Raw genomic sequence first — 14,406 nt, forward strand, 5'->3', positions numbered from 1 at the left:
AGGATTTACGCCTTAGACGAGGGCGCGGGACGCCGGTCGCCAGAATTTCTGGACGCCCTGCCAGTTCGCACAAGTCCTGAAACCGGCGCCAAGCTTTACCGGCGGCAATATCCGACATGAGAACACCGCGTTGGTCGCCGCCGCGGGGCGAGGTCTAGCGTCTTCAAGCGCCGCGACGCCCCAAGGACGCGTTAGCTCACCCTCCCCCTCCCGATCGCAACCAGAGCCGACCACAGAAAGCTCGACGTCATGTTCCGTCCCCTTCTTCTCGCCACCGCCGGCCTGCTGGCCCTGGGATGCGCCGGCGCGTCCCACGCCGCCGATATCGACGCCAAGGCGGTCCACGCCCGCGCCCTGGTGCTCGACAGCCACGTGGACGTGCCCCAGGACCTGGGCGTCGGCGCCCACGAGGCCGCGACCGACGGCGACGGCCAGGTCGACCTGCCCAAGCTCGAGCGCGGCGGGGTCGACGCGGCGGTGCTGGCGGTGTTCGTCTTGCAGGGCCCGCGCACGCCCGAAGGCTATGCCAAGGCCCGCAAGGACGCCGACGCCAAGCTGGCGGCCATCCGAGGCGTGGCCGAGCATCATCCCGACCGCGCCGTGCTGGCCTTGAAGGCCGCCGACGTCGAGACCGCCGCCAAGGCCGGCAAGCGGGCGATCATCGTCGGCTTCCTCAACGCCTACCCGTTCGGCGAAGATCTGGCGCCGATCGACGCCTACTACGCGGCCGGGGTGCGCAGCTTCGGCTTCGTCCATGCCGGCAACAACGCCTTCGCCGATTCCTCGCGCCCGAGCGGCGGGACCAAGGTCGAATGGGGCGGGCTGTCGCCGCTGGGCAAGCAGGCGGTGACCAAGCTCAACGGCCTGGGCGTGATCATCGACGTCTCGCAGCTGACGCCAGACGGGGTGAAGCAGGTGCTGGCGCTGAGCCGCGCGCCGGTCGTCGCCAGCCACTCGGGCGTGCAGGGCGTGGTCGACAGCCCGCGCAACCTGTCGGACGCCGAGCTAGACGCCATCGCCGCCAAGGGCGGGGTCGTGCAGATCGTCGCCTTCGGTCCCTACCTCGTAAAGCCCGGCCCCGACTTCCAGCCCAAGGTCGCGGCCCTGCGCACGCAGTACGGCCTACCGGCCGCCTATGTCCGCACCGCCGACGGGACCGAGGCGCTGTCGCCGGACAAGCGGCTGGACTACAGCCACGCCGTCAACGCCCTGCTGCCCAAGGCGACGGTCAAGGACCTGGTCGATTCCGTCGACTATGCGGTCAAGCGCGTGGGCGTCGACCACGTGGGCCTGTCGTCGGACTTCAACCACGGCGGCGGCGTCGTCGGCTGGACCAATGAGGGCGAGGCCGCAAACGTCACCGCCGAACTGCTCAAGCACGGCTATTCCGAAACCGACATCGACAAGCTGTGGGGCGGCAACTACCTGCGCGTCTTCCGCGCCGTCGAACAGGTCGCCAGCCGCTAGGCTTCACGACACGCCGCGAGGATCGGGAAGGCCGGGCGCACGTCCGGCCTTCTCGGCGTCAGGGCTTCGCAGCCGTCATGACTCCAAGAATTTAGACGCTGTTTCGTGCGGTCGCCCAGACTTCGCTCACGTGGTGATGGCGGCGCCCAACACGGCGGCACAACGTCGTTCTCCAGGCGACGAGGCGGAGCTTCCGCCCTAAAAGGATTGCCGCCAACAAACTGAAATTTCGAGATGCACACCTCCGGCCCCTCGGCCGGCAAGAAAAAGCAAAGAACAAAGAGCGGGGCCGGACATGGACGGGGTTCTGACGCGTCGTCGGTTTTTCGAGAGTCTGGCCGCCTATGGCGGGGTGTCGCTGGCCATGGCCGGCATGGACGCCCTGGGCTACGGCTTCGGTTCGGCCCAGGCCGCCCCGCCCACGCTAGAGGGCGGCGGCAAGGGGACAAAGGTCGTGGTGCTGGGCGCGGGCCTGGCGGGCCTGACCGCCGCCTACGAGCTGACCAAGCACGGCTACGAGGTGCAGGTCCTGGAGGCCCGCGAGTTCGCCGGCGGCCGATGCCAGACCGCGCGCAATGGCTTTCGCCACGTCGACCTGAACGGCAACGACCAGACCTGCCAGTTCGACGAGGGCCTCTACATCAACCACGGCCCCTGGCGGATCCCGTACCATCACCGCTCGACCCTGCACTACACCAAGCTGCTGGGCGTGCCGCTGGAGAGCTTCGTCAACGACAACGACGCGGCCTATGTCTATTTCGAGAAGGGCGACGGCCCGCTGAAGGGCAAGCCTGTCCGCAAGGGCGAGATCGCCGCCGACGCCCGCGGCCACGCCGCCGAGCTGATCGCCAAGGTCGCCGCTAAGGGCGGTCTGGACAGCGCCCTGACCGCCGAGGATCGCGACCTGTTCGTCGCCTACATGGTCAACGAGGGCCGCCTGTCGGCGACGGACCTGGCCTATACCGGCACGGAAGGTCGCGGCTTCGACGTGCAGCCCGGCGCCGGCGTCTCGCCGGGTCCCGGCAAGCCCTCCACGCCGCGCAGCCTGGCCGACGTGCTGCATTCGGGCGCCTGGCAGACCCTGACCTCTGTGACCGGCTACGAGCAGCAGCGCACCATGCTGCAGCCGATCGGCGGCATGGACCAGATCGCCAAGGCCTTCGAGCGCAAGGTCGGCGGGCTGATCCGCTATTCCTGCGTGGTCGAGACCATCCGCCAGGACGCCAAGGGCGTGAAGATCGGCTATCGCGACGCCTTGGGCCAGAAGACCGAGGTCGCCGCCGACTACTGCATCTGCACCATCCCGCTCAGCGTGCTGCGAGGGATCGACCTGCAGGCGTCGAAGCCGTTCAAGGCGGCGATGGAGGGCGTGGCCTATGCGCCGGTCAACAAGATCGGCCTGCAGATGAAGCGGCGGTTCTGGGAAGAGGACCACTTCATCTACGGCGGCCACGTCTACAACGACATGCCCGGCGTCGGCACGATCAGCCTGCCCTCCAGCGGCTGGCAATCGCAGAAGGGCGTGCTGCTCGGCTACTATTCGTTCGGCGCCGAGGCGGCGAAGATCAGCGCCAAGAGCCCGGCCGACCGCGCCGCCTTCGCCGTCGCCGCCGGCCAGAAGGTTTTCCCCGAATACGCCGAGAACTACGAGAACGCCTTCTCCTTCTGCTGGCACCTGGCCGAGCACAATCTGGGCGGCTGGGCCGAGTGGAGCGAGGACGGCCGCAAGACCGCCTATCCCGTGCTGTGCGAACCCGACGGCCGGCTCTATCTGGCCGGCGAGCACCTCAGCTACCTTGGCGGCTGGCAGGCCGGAGCCATCGAGTCGGCCTGGCAGCAGATCGGCAAGCTGCACGCCCGCGTCCGCGCCGCCTGATCCACTTCGACCTCGGGGAGACTTGATGCTTCGCAACACCATCTTCGCCACCCTGGTCCTGACCGCCGCCGCTTCGCCCGTCTGGGCCGCGCCGCAATCGGGCCAGACCCTCTACGCCGACAATTGTTCGGCCTGTCACCAGGTGACCGGCAAGGGCGTCAAGGGCGCCTTCCCGACCCTGGTCGGCGCGCCGATCGTCCAGGGCGACGGCAAGCTCATGGCCGGCGTCGTGCTGAACGGCCGGGCCGGCATGCCCGCCTTCAAGGACGACCTGTCCGACGCCGACCTGACCGGCATCCTGAACTATGTGCGCGGCGCCTGGGGCAACAAGGGCAAGCCGGTCAGCTTCGCCGACGTCGCTTCTGCCCGCGCCCAGTCGAACGCCAAGGCCAAAGCCCGCGGCCTGCAGGCCCACTAAAGATCACAAGACCAAGAAGGAAACGCCGATGAAACGCCTCGCCCTGCTTGCCGCGGTTCTTGCCGCCGGCGCCGCCCCCCTCGCCGCTCACGCCGAGGACGTTGTTCGCGGCGGTGATCCCAAGTCACCGATCGCCAGCGTGGTCACCGTGCCCGCCGGCTACGACATGATCTATGTCAGCGGCATGGTCCCACCGGTGATCGACGACAAGGCCGTGGGCGTGGCCAAGTTCGGCGACACCAAGACCCAGACCATCGGCGTCATCAAGCGGCTGGAAGAGGCCCTGAAAAGCCAGGGGGCCAGCCTGTCGGACGTGGTGATGATGCGGGTCCTGCTGGTCGGCGATCCGGCCAAGGACGGCAAGATGGACTTCGCCGGCATGATGGAGGGCTACAAGACCTTCTTCGGCACGGCCGAGCAGCCCAACAAGCCCTCGCGCATCACCAGCCAGGTCTCGGCCCTGGTCGCAGATGGCATGCTGGTCGAGATCGAGGTCCAGGCCGCGCGCAAGCCGAAGAAGTAGAGGATCGACACGGCCACAATTTTCAGGACTTGCGGGGCGTCATGCGGCAACTTCGCCGTATGACGCCAACCACCGTCGAACTCGTCAACGGCCTGTCGACGCGTGTGCTCGATACAGGCGGACCGGGTCCCGCCGTCGTCCTGATCCACGGCCTGGCCAATTCCATCGAGATCTGGGACCGCGTGCTGCCGGCCCTGGCCGTGCGCCATCGTGTCGTCGCCTTCGACATTCCGGGCTTTGGCCAGGCCAGCCGGCCGGCGGACGCGGCCTATGACGAGGCGTTCTTCTCCGCGCAGCTGGAGGCGGTGCTCGACACCCTGCGGATCGAGCGGGCCCATCTGGTGGGAAGCTCGCTGGGCGCCGGCATGATCGTGCGCTTCTCCGGCCGGGGCCTGGCGCGGATCGATCGCGCGGTGCTGGCCGCGCCGGGCGGTTTCGGACGCCGAACCCATCCTTTGATGCGCTTTGTCGGCCTGCCGCTGATCGGCGGCTTCCTGGGACGGCCGACGCCGCCCAACAACCGCCTGACCCTGCGTTTGGCGATGGCCGACCAGCGCCAGGTGACCCCCGAGCTCATGGAACTGACCAACCGCTACGCCCGCCTGCCCGGCAGCGACCGCTCCTATGTCAGGACCTTGCAGAGCGGCGTCGGCCTGCTGGGGATCAAGGGGCGCGACAGCTTCGAGGCCCTGGCGCGCCGCTTCGATCGGCCAAGCCTGGTGCTGTGGGGCCGGCAGGACCGCGTGTTTCCGGTCGCCCACAGCGAGCGGGCCATGGCGCTGTTGCCCCAGGCCGAACGGGTGTTGATCGACGACTGCGGCCACTACCCCCATTGGGAACAGCCCGAGGTCTTCACGGCCGAGGTGCTGAGGTTCCTGGCATGAAGGCTCGCGCGATCACCCGCTGGTGCGTGTCCCTGGCGCTCCTGGCGTTCGCGGGGTCCTGCGCGCCCGCCCCGCCGCCGCCGGCCTCCGGCGCAGCGGCCTTCGCCCATCATGACTTCGGCGCGATCAACTTCCGGGCTCTCAACAGCGTCGGCGTGCCGTGGAAGCTGGTGGCCGCGGCCCTGGTGCTGGACGATCCGGCGAGCGGCGGCGTCGACCACGCGCACCTGCGCCGGCGCATGACCGACTATGGCTTCCTGTGGCCCGAGCGGCTGGAAGGGACGGCCGCGCCCGTCGCGCCGTCCGCCGACCATCCGCTCGGCCTCAATGTGGGACCCGTGACGCCCGGCCTACCGCCGGTGAAGATCACCGTGGCCAATCTGGGCTGCGCGGCCTGCCACGCGGGTCCATCCTATGGCGCGGACGGCGCGCCGCAGCCGCAAGCGGCCTGGCTGGGCGCGCCCAACACCAGCCTCGACCTTGAGGCCTATACCCGGGGCGTGACCCGCTCGCTGAAGCGCGGCCTGACCGACGAGCCAAGGCTGCTGGAGGCGGTCAGGACGCTGTTTCCCGACACCGGGGCCTGGGAGATGGCGAGCCTGAAATGGGCGGTCGTTCCACTGGCCCGGCGACGGCTGGACGCGATCCCCGACGGCGGCAGCCCCCTGCCTTTCTCCAACGGCTCGCCGGGTGTGACCAACGGCGTCGCGGCCCTGAAGCTGCAGAGCAAGGCGCCGCTGGCTCCGATCGAGGCCGGCTTCACCTCGATCCCGGATCTGGCCGACCGGAGCTTCAGGAGCGCCCTGCTGCAGGACGGCGCCTACGCCCCGGTGGGCGAGCCCCGCTGGCGACCGACGACCCGCGCCGACCTGACGCCGGCCCATCGGGACCGCCTGGCCGACATGGTCAGCTTCTTCACCGTGCCCAGCATGGGCCAGCCGCCCAAGGCGGCCCATCGCCAGATCCCCGCCGCCCGCAGCGCCTTCGCCTGGCTAGAGACGCGGCGGCCACAGGCCTTCCCCGGCTCGATCGATCCGGTGCTGGCGGCCCGGGGCGCGGTGGTCTACGGCCAGAGCTGCACCGCCTGCCACGGCGACTATGACGGCCCGGCCGATCGTCCGCGTCTCGCCCGTTTTCCCAACTGGCACGGCGTGATCGGCGCCGACCCGGCCCGCGCGGCGGCTTTCACGCCGGCCCTGTCGCGCTATATCGACGGCGGACCGTACCAGGCGGTGATGTCGGCCCGAACGACCGGTGAATACGCCGCCCCGCCGCTGTCGGGCGTATGGTCAAGCGCGCCCTATCTGCACAACGGCTCGGTGCCCACCCTGGAGCAGTTGATGCTGCTTGAACCCCGCAGCCAGCGCTTCCTGGTCGGCGGTCATCGCCTGGACTTCCGGACGGTGGGCATAGCCGGAGCGCCCGGCGCCGACGGCGTGAGGCGCTATCCGCCCGGCTATGCGCCGTGGTCGACGCCGGCCGTCTACGACACCCGCCAGCCCGGACGCTCGAACCTCGGCCACGAGGCCCCGTTCGCCAGCCTTAGCCGCGAGGACCGCTGGGCGCTGATCGAATATCTCAAGCGCCTCTAGGCCGGCAGGATCAGCGTTTCCAACGACAGGCGCGGCTTGGGCGGCAAGGCCCGTTGCGGCGCAACGCCCAGCCGGAAGGCGGTGATCAGGCGACAGTCCGGCGACAGGCCGTATTCGGCGGCGAGGGTCGCCGAGGTTTCGGGATCGTCGGCCAGCACCGCCATCGGCGAAGCCGAAAGGCCAGCCGCGGTGAAGGCCAACCACAGCCGATAGAACCGCCGTCCGGTCTCGAAGGGTGCCTCGTCGGCGGGGCGGTGGAACAGGGCGATCCCCGCCGCCGTCCGCACCACCGGCGCCTCGGCCACCAGGGAACCCGCCGCTCCGACCCGATCCAGCGCTTCGAAGATCCCGGGCTTCAGGACGAGACCCGCACCAAGCGCCTCGATGGACGACATCTCCATCGCCTGGGCGTTCAAGCCGTCGTGCGTCCAGTTCGGATCGCGCCGCGACAGGCGCATCCACGACAACAGTTCGGCGCGATAGGCCGAGCGCCGGAACCAGCGCAGGCTGGCCTCGTCGTAGAGCGCGGCCAGGTCGGCTATCCGGCTCGGCGCCTGAACCACCACCAGGTCGGCATGGACATAGGCCAGGGCATCGCATGCGGCCGAGACTTCTGCGGCGGGCTCGAAGCGGCCGCGATAGGTTCTCCGGCGAGAGACCTGGGCCGCCAGCGGATCGGGCTCGGCGGCGCCGTCCAGGGTCAGGGCCGCGACCGCGCTTCCGCCGGGCTGGACCGCCAGCCGCAGGCCGCGCGCCGCCGCCGCCAGGCTTAGGCCCTCCACCGCGCAGCCGTGGCTCACGGCGACGTCGCGCCCCTCCGGATCGCCGATCGGCAGGCGTCGCGCCGGATCGGCCAGCACGGCGATGCTGTCGTCCAGCAGCCGCCAACGGGTCGGCTGGATGTTGTGGACGCTGGGCGCCAGGCTGGCCTCGGCGACCAGCGCCCGGAACAGGTCGGGGTAGAGCATCAGGCCAGGGCCTTTCGGAACAGGTGCAGCCGGTGCAGCCGCCGGGCGCCCAGCTTCTCCATCTGGCGCAGCGATGCCTGGTTCTGGTCGCTGACCCAGGTGACGCCGCAGCGCCGATAGCCGCCCGCGTACAGCGCCTTGATCACCCGATGCAGCATGGCGCCGTTGACGCCCCGGCCGTGCAGGGCCTGCTTGACCGAATAAAAGATGATCACCGCCCGCCGGCGTCGCAGCCGCGCCTTGAGGAAGTGGACCAGCGTCATCAGTCCGATCCGGCCGCGCGTGGCCTTCTGGAACGGGTTGAGGTCGGGAATGCAGATGATCACCCCCGCCGGCTCACCCTTGTAGCGGACGAGGCAGGCGATCCTGGGGTCGATGAACCACATCATCTCGCCGGCCTGGAAGTCGAACTCGGCCGGCGACAGCGGCACGAACATCGGATTGTCGGCGAACCCGTCGTTGAGACACTGGCGGGCCTCCTCGAACCGCGCCTTGAAGTGGCGACGGTCGATGGGCGCCCAGGTCCAGCCGTCGCCGTCCAGGATCGCGCGCTGGCGATCGCCCAGCAGGCTGTCGGCCGTACCGGGCCCGACCTCGAACTCGAAGGTCGACATCGGAAAGGTGGGCCCCAGGCCGCAGTCCCGCAGCAGGTCCGGCAGGTAGGCCGGTCCCCAGATCATGTCGGTATAGGGCGTCTCGTCGAAACCGCCGGTCAGCACGCCCGACTGCTGCATGGCCGTCAGGTTGAAGGATCCCGCCAGCTCGTCGCAGCCCTGGTCGCGGGCGAAGGCCTCGGCCGCGTCGAACAGGGCCCGCGCCGCCTCGACGTCATCGGCGCAGTCGAAGAAGCCGAACTGGCAGCGGCGCGTGCCGTGGCGCGCGTTTGACGCTGGGTGGGTGTGGACCACGAGCCGGCCGATCGGCCGATGGTCGCGATAGGCGGTAAAGTAGGTCAGTTGGCCGCCGCCGTCGCGCATCAGCGGGTTGAGGGCGGGATCGAGATACCGCTGCAGGTCCGCCAGCATCGGCGAAACATAGGGGCTGTCGGCCGGATAGACCTCGAAGGGAACCTGGAAGAAGCCCGTCAGGTCGCGTTCGCGAAGCGTGATGCTCATGACTTGCCGCCCGCGCTGAGCCGCGCCAGCCGAAAGGCCAGGGCCAGGTCGGTCTCGGCCGCCTCGCCGCCGGAAAGCCCCGAGAGCTGGATCAGCCCGATCCGCACCGGCGCCATGCTCAGCAGGCCGAGATGCGTCGCCCCGCCGCGTTCGAGCAGGTCGATCAAGGGCTCGCTCTCGGTCTGGCTGGCCCTCGCCTCCCCGGCCTTCAGGCGTTCGAGGCTCCAGATCGGGGCGCGGGCCAGGGTCTCGGCCAGGGTCGCCGGGCCGTGATCGACCAGGTCGCCTTCCCGCAGGATGGTCATGTCCTTGAGCAGCGGCTCCTCGCCGAGATCGGCCAGGAAAGCCGCCAGCGACCGGGTGTCGGCCTCCGCCAGCCGTTGACGCAGACCCAGGCGATCCCGGCGAGCGCTGACCGCCAGCAGACGGGTCAGCAGCGAGGCGGCGATCAGCCCGGCCAGGATCAGCGCGCAGAGCCTGACGAGATCGGCCGCGCCTCCGATGGCCAGGGCTCGCGCCAGTCCAAGGCCAAGGCCAGCGGCTAAGGCGAGAAGCAGGGGAACCTCGACGACGGCGCCGCGCGGCTCGCCGCTTCCCGCGGTGAGGATGACCAGGACGATCAGCAGCACGCCGATGGCGCTGAGCCCCAGGGGCGCGTTCACCAAGCGCACGAAGTCGGTAAGCATCAGCGGCAGAGACACGGCCAGGCCCAGGGCCAGGGCGCCGACGACACGGTTCTCGCCGGCAGAAAGCTGGCCACGATCCCGCGCGCCCAGCAGCGCCAGGATCGCCAGCAGGGACAAGCCGATCGGCGCGGCCAGGCCCATGCGGGCGTCGAAACCCATGTCCCAGGCGGTCAGGAGCGCGAAGCCGACGGCGACGGCGCTGGCGGCCATCACCGCCAGCTTCAGCGCCTTGGGCGCATGACGGCGCAGGACGCCTTCGGCCAGCAGCAGGGCGGCGACCGGCGTCAGGGCCACGGCGGCGAAGGCGCCGATCTGCAGCCCCTCGACGCCCGTGAAGGCGTAGAGGCTGCGCAAGGCGTAGAAGGCCGCCATCAGGCCGAACAACAGGATCAGGCGCGGGGCCAGCGGCCCCTCCCAGCGCCGGACAGCCAGGGTCAGGGCATAGGCCAGCAGGCCCACCGCCCCCAGGGCGTCGAGGCAGGCCTGGGCGTCGATGCGGATCACGGCTGGCCCTTCATCATCCGCGCCATGAAGGCCCGCACCAGCGCGCCCTTGACCACCGCGACGGGCCAGGGCGCGGGCTTCTCGACCCGTCCCGCGAAACCGTTGAGGAACCAGCCCCGGCAGTCGGTCGCAGAGCGCCGTCCCATCAGCAGCCAAAGCGCCTCATAGGCCATCAGGCATCCCGTCCCGATCACCATGGGCGCGAACGACATCCGCTTGGCCTTGCCCGCCGCCACCGCCGCGGCGACGCCCAGATCGACGTGCCGCGCCGCCGACGAGTGGGTCAGGACGTATTCCAGCTCCTTGAGGAAACTCTGGCCCAGATCCTCCGGGGTGATGGCGTCGAGGGCCTTGCCGCGCGTGGGATAGCCCAGCCGCGCCTCGGGCCGGGGATCTTCGGGCCGCACCACGATGACCGACGGAAGCGGCGAGGCGTAGGCGTCGATCACCGTCGCGCCCGCTGCCTGGGCCGCGCGATAGAGCGCCACCCCGGCCGCGATGTCGTCGGTTCCGTTGACGATCACCCGATAGCGCGCGCAGAGGTCGTCCAGCCGATCCACCCACTCGCCGCCCAGGCGCTCGATCTCGACGTCGGGGTTGATCCGCCGGGCCGCCTCGCAGGCCGCCTCGGCCTTGTCCCGGCCCACCGTGTCGGTGAAGGCGAAGACCTGGCGGTTGAGGTTGGACGTCTCGAAGACGTCGATGTCGCAGACCGCGAACCGCCCCACGCCGGCCCGCACCAGGGCCTGGAAACAGGCCCCGCCCATGCCGCCGACCCCGGCGACGAACACCGCGCCGGACCGCAGCCGGGCCTGCTCCTCGGGCGTCACGAAGCCGATGTTGCGGGTGGTGAACTCGGCGTAGTCGAACTCGTTCAGCGCGTCCAAGGTCGCAGGCTCCCCCAGGCTTGTGTGTCGTCCATCCAGTGCACCAGCGGCAGGATCGCGGTTTGAGCCAGCACCAGGGCCAGGCTGGCGACCAGGCCCGTGACGCTGTCGGGCGGGGCCACCTTGGCGAGGTAGCGGGCGGCCGCGCGCATGTCGATCTTGCCGATCTGCAGCAGGTCGTCGCCGCGACCATAGTCCAGCTCCGCCTCGCACAGGGCGTTGTAGCGGCCGTCTCGGTGCTTGGGGGCCTGGTCGAAGGTCTTCTTCAGATTGTCGGAGCCGCCGGTATAGGCGTCGGTGATCACGAAGCGGTCCTCGTCGAAGCCCGCCTCGAGGCCGACGCCAAAGGCGTGGCGCCAGTCGCGGAGGATCTGGCGGGCCAACAGGCGATGCTGGAACGAGGCGCGGGTTCCGGCCTGGCCGGGACTGACCTCCGAAAAGGTCTCGGCCACCATGCCGACTACCGCCGGCACCTGGGTGACGCTAGAGATCCACAGCGGCCGGCATTGCCGCCGGACGAACAGCAGCACGCAGGTCAGGCCATAGAGCACCGCCGACAGGCCGCCGCCGCGCACCTGCGGCGAGGTCATCACCAGGCCCAGGTGCAGCACGTCGATCCGGCGTCCGCCCAGCGAGACTGCCAGCAGGGCCAGGGCGTTGAAGGCCACTGGCTGTCCGGTCCTGGTGTCGTAGACCACCGTCAGCACGGTGCGAGACAGCGTCTCCCGATCGCCGGAAAAGACGCCGTACTCCAGCTCGTTCTCGCCCAGGGTGGTGCGCGCCACGGCGCGAACGTCGGCGATCAGGGCGGCCAGAGCGTCAGCGTCCAGCGCCAGGGCCGGCCGTTCGACGATCCGCGACCGCAGGCCCTTACCCGCCGGCAGCGTCGTGTCGATGTATCGCGCCCGCCCGCTCATGCGTCCCTCGCGGCACCCAACCGCCAGCACGTCGAATCATGCTGGCGCCTTTCAAGGGTGTAGCGCGAGAATCCCTCAAGGGTTGAGGTTCGACCAGGGGCCGCGTCGGACGTTAGCGCGCAAACGCCGACTTCGAGCCCAGCGACGGGGTCTTGGCGAGGCGGATCCGCGCCACGGCGGTGAGCAGGATCGAGACGATCAGGATCAGCTCGCCGGCGTTGCCGAGCCAGAAGACGCCGGAGCCGGCGCTGGCGAACATCGCCACCGCGCCCAGGCACAGCCACGGCACGCCTTCGCGTTTCCAGAGAAGGACGCCGACGCCGATCAGCACCAGAACCGTCGCGATGGCCGGAATGGGCGGACCGGCGGCCGCATGGGCGTAGCGCAGCGTGCCGGCATATTCCCGCAGCTCGAGATGCAGCTTGATGATCTCGGTATAGACGCCCAGCGCGATCAGCCCGCCGGTCAGCGCCCAGACCCAGAGCCGTCGCCGCAGTTGGGCGATGCCGAACACGATCGGGATCAGCAGCGGCGTCAGCACGGCGTGCGCCACGTAGCGGGGCACGGAAAGCGCGCGCAACAGGTCGCCGGCGCCGATCAGCGCCCCGGCCGCGACGATCAGGTTGTCCCAGGTCAGCGCGACAACGACGACGGTCAGCAGCCACAGGCGCAGCACGCCGGAGAAGACGGCGGCGGTCAGCATGCCCGCGGCCAGCAGCCAGAACACGAGGGGAATCAAGGAGCGCTCCGTGTGTTTCGCTGCTTGCGGCAGCCTAGCCGAAACTAGACGGGACGCGCAGACGCGGACCAACGGCAAGCAAAGTCGTCGCTACACGATCAACGCCGGCGGGCCGGCGGCAGCGACGATCGCTAGCCGCCCGGGTGCAGCCCCGGCGCTTCCTGGCCCGTTCGGCTGACATATTCGGTGTAGCCGCCGCCGTACTGGTGGACGCCCTCGGGCGTCAGCTCCAGCACGCGGTTGCTCAAGGCCGCCAGGAAATGGCGATCGTGCGAGACGAAGAGCATAGTGCCCTCGAAGTCCGCCAGGGCCGCGACCAGCATCTCCTTGGTCGTCATGTCCAGGTGGTTGGTCGGCTCGTCGAGCACCAGAAGGTTGGGCGGATCAAACAGCATCTTGGCCATGACCAGACGCGCCTTCTCGCCGCCGGACAACACGCGGCAGGGCTTTTCGACATCGTCGCCGGAGAAACCGAAGCACCCCGCCAGGGTGCGCAGAGCCCCCTGCCCCGCCTGCGGGAACGAGCGCTCCAGGGACTCGAAGATCGTCTCTTCGCCGTCCAGCAGGTCCATGGAGTGCTGGGCGAAATAGCCCATCCTGACGCTGGCGCCGATATTGACCGTGCCCTGGTCGGGCTTGGCGTCGCCGGCCACCAGCTTCAGCAGCGTCGACTTGCCGGCCCCGTTGGCGCCGAGCACGCACCAGCGTTCCTTGCGGCGCACCAGGAAATCCAGGGCCTCGTAGATCGGCTTGTCGCCATAGCCCTTGTGGACGTTGCGCAGGCTGATCACGTCCTCGCCCGAGCGCGGCGGGCTCTGGAACTCGAACTGGACCGACTGGCGACGGCGCGGGGCCTCGACGCGTTCGATCTTGTCGAGCTTCTTGACCCGGCTCTGGACCTGGGCGGCGTGCGAGGCGCGCGCCTTGAACTTCTCGATGAACTTGATTTCCTTGGCCAGCATGGCCTGCTGGCGCTCGTACTGCGCCTGGCGCTGGGCCTCGCCGAGCGCGCGCTGCTGCTCGTAGAAGTCCAGATCGCCCGAATAGGTGATCAGCGAGCCGCCGTCGATCTCGACCACCTTGCCGATGATGCGGTTCATGAAGGCGCGGTCGTGCGAGGTCATCAACAGCGCGCCGTCGTAGTTCTTCAAGAACGCTTCGAGCCAGATCAGGCTTTCCAGGTCCAGGTGGTTGGAGGGCTCGTCCAGCAGCATGCCGTCGGGCCGCATCAGCAGGATGCGGGCCAGGGCCACGCGCATCTTCCAGCCGCCGGACAGCAGGCCGACGTCGCCGTCCATGCGCTCCTGGCTGAAGCTGAGGCCGGCCAGAACCTCGCGGGCCCGCGCCTCCAGCGCATAGCCGTCCAGTTCCTGAAAGCGCTCCAGCACCTCGCCGTAGCGTTCGAGGGTGGCGTCCAGTTCGTCGGCCTTGTCCGGATCGACCATGGCCGCTTCGAGCGTGGCGATTTCTGCGGCCAGCGAACTGATGGGACCAACGCCGTCCATCACCGCGGCGACCGCGCTCTGGCCCGACATCTCGCCGACGTCCTGGCTGAAATAGCCGATCGTCATGCCCGGATCGATCGCGACAATCCCGTCGTCGGGCTGCTCCTGGCCGGTGATCAGGCGGAACAGCGTCGTCTTGCCGGCGCCGTTGGGGCCGACCAGACCGACCTTCTCGCCCTTCTGGACGCCCATCGAGGCTTCGATGAACAGCAGCTGGTGGCCGTTCTGCTTGGAGATATTGTCGAGGCGGATCATGGGCGGTCTGCTAGCTCGGGCGGGCGCAGAACACCAGCCCTGGAGCGCGATGAGCGGCTATCATCCCCAA

At 69.5% G+C, this 14,406-nt stretch carries 13 protein-coding genes; 6 read left to right on the forward strand and 7 right to left on the reverse strand.

Annotated features, from left to right (window positions below; genetic code table 11):
- The first annotated feature begins 249 nt into the window (after positions 1-249).
- From I4Q42_RS18025 to I4Q42_RS18050, 6 genes are all read left to right on the forward strand, one after another.
- Positions 250-1,467 (forward strand): dipeptidase, encoded by a 1,218-nt coding sequence (locus tag I4Q42_RS18025; protein ID WP_198577479.1) that lies wholly within the window; start codon positions 250-252, stop codon positions 1,465-1,467.
- Positions 1,468-1,762: 295 nt separating this feature from the next.
- Positions 1,763-3,343 (forward strand): NAD(P)/FAD-dependent oxidoreductase, encoded by a 1,581-nt coding sequence (locus I4Q42_RS18030; protein WP_198577480.1) that lies wholly within the window; start codon positions 1,763-1,765, stop codon positions 3,341-3,343.
- A 25-nt stretch (positions 3,344-3,368) separates the two neighbouring features.
- A complete protein-coding gene (locus I4Q42_RS18035) occupies positions 3,369-3,761 on the forward strand; it encodes a c-type cytochrome (protein WP_198577481.1) in 393 nt (130 codons plus the stop codon).
- A gap of 28 nt (positions 3,762-3,789) precedes the next feature.
- Entirely contained in the window at positions 3,790-4,284 is a 495-nt protein-coding gene (locus I4Q42_RS18040) for a RidA family protein (protein ID WP_198577482.1), read from the forward strand.
- 59 nt (positions 4,285-4,343) lie between these two features.
- Positions 4,344-5,168, forward strand: a complete 825-nt coding sequence (locus I4Q42_RS18045) for an alpha/beta fold hydrolase (protein ID WP_198577483.1) — start codon at positions 4,344-4,346, stop codon at positions 5,166-5,168.
- Positions 5,165-6,760 (forward strand): c-type cytochrome, encoded by a 1,596-nt coding sequence (locus I4Q42_RS18050; RefSeq protein WP_198577484.1) that lies wholly within the window; start codon positions 5,165-5,167, stop codon positions 6,758-6,760. Before I4Q42_RS18045 ends, I4Q42_RS18050 begins: the two co-directional genes overlap by 4 nt.
- On the opposite strand, the gene I4Q42_RS18055 is transcribed toward I4Q42_RS18050, so the two are convergent.
- The 7 genes from I4Q42_RS18055 to abc-f all read right to left on the reverse strand — a co-directional run bounded on the left by I4Q42_RS18055 (position 6,757) and on the right by abc-f (position 14,336).
- On the reverse strand, positions 6,757-7,728 hold the full coding sequence (locus tag I4Q42_RS18055; RefSeq protein ID WP_198577485.1) for a nitroreductase family protein: 972 nt from the start codon (positions 7,726-7,728) through the stop codon (positions 6,757-6,759). The two genes, I4Q42_RS18050 and I4Q42_RS18055, sit on opposite strands and share 4 nt — an antisense overlap.
- Positions 7,728-8,843 carry a GNAT family N-acetyltransferase gene (locus I4Q42_RS18060; protein WP_198577486.1) on the reverse strand — a complete coding sequence of 372 codons (1,116 nt, stop codon included), beginning with the start codon at positions 8,841-8,843 and terminating at the stop codon, positions 7,728-7,730. The genes I4Q42_RS18055 and I4Q42_RS18060 overlap by 1 nt, the downstream gene beginning before the upstream one ends.
- The gene (locus I4Q42_RS18065) at positions 8,840-10,033 is read right to left on the reverse strand and encodes a hypothetical protein (RefSeq protein ID WP_198577487.1); all 1,194 of its coding nucleotides are present in this window, start codon (positions 10,031-10,033) and stop codon (positions 8,840-8,842) included. The genes I4Q42_RS18060 and I4Q42_RS18065 overlap by 4 nt, the downstream gene beginning before the upstream one ends.
- Complete coding sequence (locus tag I4Q42_RS18070; protein WP_232793260.1) at positions 10,030-10,920, reverse strand: ThiF family adenylyltransferase; 891 nt, start codon at positions 10,918-10,920, stop codon at positions 10,030-10,032. Before I4Q42_RS18070 ends, I4Q42_RS18065 begins: the two co-directional genes overlap by 4 nt.
- A complete protein-coding gene (locus tag I4Q42_RS18075) occupies positions 10,908-11,837 on the reverse strand; it encodes a hypothetical protein (RefSeq protein WP_198577488.1) in 930 nt (309 codons plus the stop codon). The genes I4Q42_RS18070 and I4Q42_RS18075 overlap by 13 nt, the downstream gene beginning before the upstream one ends.
- A gap of 112 nt (positions 11,838-11,949) precedes the next feature.
- The gene (locus I4Q42_RS18080) at positions 11,950-12,576 is read right to left on the reverse strand and encodes a hypothetical protein (RefSeq protein WP_198577489.1); all 627 of its coding nucleotides are present in this window, start codon (positions 12,574-12,576) and stop codon (positions 11,950-11,952) included.
- 131 nt (positions 12,577-12,707) lie between these two features.
- Positions 12,708-14,336, reverse strand: coding sequence for a ribosomal protection-like ABC-F family protein (abc-f, locus tag I4Q42_RS18085; RefSeq protein WP_198577490.1), 1,629 nt, complete (start codon positions 14,334-14,336; stop codon positions 12,708-12,710).
- Positions 14,337-14,406 lie beyond the last annotated feature (70 nt).

It is taken from the genome of Caulobacter hibisci, assembly GCF_016135805.1.
GTDB lineage: Bacteria > Pseudomonadota > Alphaproteobacteria > Caulobacterales > Caulobacteraceae > Caulobacter > Caulobacter hibisci.

Excerpts from the sequence above, each read along its gene's own strand:
- I4Q42_RS18025 (WP_198577479.1), top strand. The coding sequence starts at position 250 with ATGTTCCGTCCCCTTCTTCTCGCCACCGCCGGCCTGCTGGCCCTGGGA.
- I4Q42_RS18030 (WP_198577480.1), top strand. The coding sequence starts at position 1,763 with ATGGACGGGGTTCTGACGCGTCGTCGGTTTTTCGAGAGTCTGGCCGCC.
- I4Q42_RS18035 (WP_198577481.1), top strand. The coding sequence starts at position 3,369 with ATGCTTCGCAACACCATCTTCGCCACCCTGGTCCTGACCGCCGCCGCT.
- I4Q42_RS18040 (WP_198577482.1), top strand. The coding sequence starts at position 3,790 with ATGAAACGCCTCGCCCTGCTTGCCGCGGTTCTTGCCGCCGGCGCCGCC.
- I4Q42_RS18045 (WP_198577483.1), top strand. The coding sequence starts at position 4,344 with ATGACGCCAACCACCGTCGAACTCGTCAACGGCCTGTCGACGCGTGTG.
- I4Q42_RS18050 (WP_198577484.1), top strand. The coding sequence starts at position 5,165 with ATGAAGGCTCGCGCGATCACCCGCTGGTGCGTGTCCCTGGCGCTCCTG.
- I4Q42_RS18055 (WP_198577485.1), bottom strand. The coding sequence starts at position 7,728 with ATGCTCTACCCCGACCTGTTCCGGGCGCTGGTCGCCGAGGCCAGCCTG.
- I4Q42_RS18060 (WP_198577486.1), bottom strand. The coding sequence starts at position 8,843 with ATGAGCATCACGCTTCGCGAACGCGACCTGACGGGCTTCTTCCAGGTT.
- I4Q42_RS18075 (WP_198577488.1), bottom strand. The coding sequence starts at position 11,837 with ATGAGCGGGCGGGCGCGATACATCGACACGACGCTGCCGGCGGGTAAG.
- abc-f (WP_198577490.1), bottom strand. The coding sequence starts at position 14,336 with ATGATCCGCCTCGACAATATCTCCAAGCAGAACGGCCACCAGCTGCTG.